At 72.7% G+C, this 1,412-nt stretch carries 1 protein-coding gene; it reads left to right on the top strand.

Annotated elements, in window-relative coordinates:
* Nucleotides 1-1,077: sulfate adenylyltransferase subunit 1 (locus ACIQCH_RS38395; protein WP_402589016.1), on the top strand; the 1,077-nt coding region annotated here is incomplete at its 5' end.
* Nucleotides 1,078-1,412: the final 335 nt, after the last annotated feature.

The raw sequence follows: 1,412 nt of genomic DNA, 5'->3' as shown, positions 1-1,412 counted from the left end.
TACTTCGCCACCGCCCGCCGCCGGTTCATCCTCGCCGACACCCCCGGCCACGTGCAGTACACCCGCAACATGGTCACCGGCGCCTCCACCGCCGAGCTGGCCGTGGTGCTGGTCGACGCCCGCAACGGCGTGGTCGAGCAGACCCGCCGGCACGCCGCGGTCGCGGCCCTGCTGCGGGTGCCGCACGTCGTCCTGGCCGTCAACAAGATGGACCTCGTCGGCTACGAGGAGTCCGTCTTCGCGAAGATCGCGGAGGAGTTCACCTCCTACGCCGCCACGCTCGGCGTCCCGGAGATCACCGCGATCCCGATCTCGGCGCTGGCCGGCGACAACGTGGTGGAGCCGTCCGCCAACATGGACTGGTACGGCGGCCCGACGGTGCTGGAGCACCTGGAGACCGTGCCCGTCAGCCACGACCTGACCGCCTGCCCGGCCCGCTTCCCGGTGCAGTACGTGATCCGCCCGCAGAGCGCCGAGCACCCCGACTACCGCGGCTACGCCGGCCAGATCGCCTCCGGCGTGCTGCGCGTGGGCGAGGCCGTCACGGTGCTGCCGTCGGGGAAGACCTCGGTCATCGAGGGCATCGACGCGCTGGGCAAGAGCGTGGACATCGCCTGGGCCCCGCAGTCGGTGACGCTGCGCCTGGCGGACGACATCGACATCTCGCGCGGCGACCTGATCGCCCCGGCCGCGAGCGCGCCGGCCACCACGCAGGACGTGGTCGCCACGGTCTGCCACGTGGCCGACCAGCCGCTGGCCGTCGGCGCCCGGGTGCTGCTGAAGCACACCACGCGCACGGTCAAGGCCATCGTCAAGGAGATCCCCTCCCGGCTGACGCTGGACGACCTGTCCCAGCACCCGGCCCCCGGGCAGCTGGTGGCCAACGACATCGGCCGGGTCGTGGTGCGCACCGCCGAGCCGCTCGCGCTCGACGCGTACGCCGACTCGCGCCGCACCGGGTCCTTCCTCCTGATCGACCCGGCCGACGGCACCACCCTGGCGGCGGGCATGGCCGGCGAGTCGTTCGCGACCGCCGCGGCCGAGCCCGTCCAGGACGACGAGGGGTGGGACTTCTGAGATGAACGCCGACGTCTACTCCCTCGGCAGCGGCCAGGGAGGGGTGGCGCGATGTGTGCGATGACGTACGCGCACTGCCCGCGCGCCCTCACCGTCCACGTGACGCACCTGCACCGACGAAGACACGAAGCCTTCCCGGCCGCGTATCCGGACCGCCGACACCGCTGATCCGGAGCACGTAAGCACCGGGCCTCCGAGAGGACCTCCTCCCGTGCCTGCCACCAGCCCCACCCGTACGATCCTGCGCCGTTCCGTCCTCGCCGCGGCCGTCCTGCCGCTGCTGATCGGCTCGCTGGCCGCCTGCGGCTACGGCTCGAAGGCCGCCGAGGACGAGA

The organism is Streptomyces sp. NPDC093225, assembly GCF_044753805.1.
Classification (GTDB): Bacteria; Actinomycetota; Actinomycetes; order Streptomycetales; family Streptomycetaceae; genus Streptomyces.
This window is presented reverse-complemented; position numbering and strand designations above follow the sequence as displayed.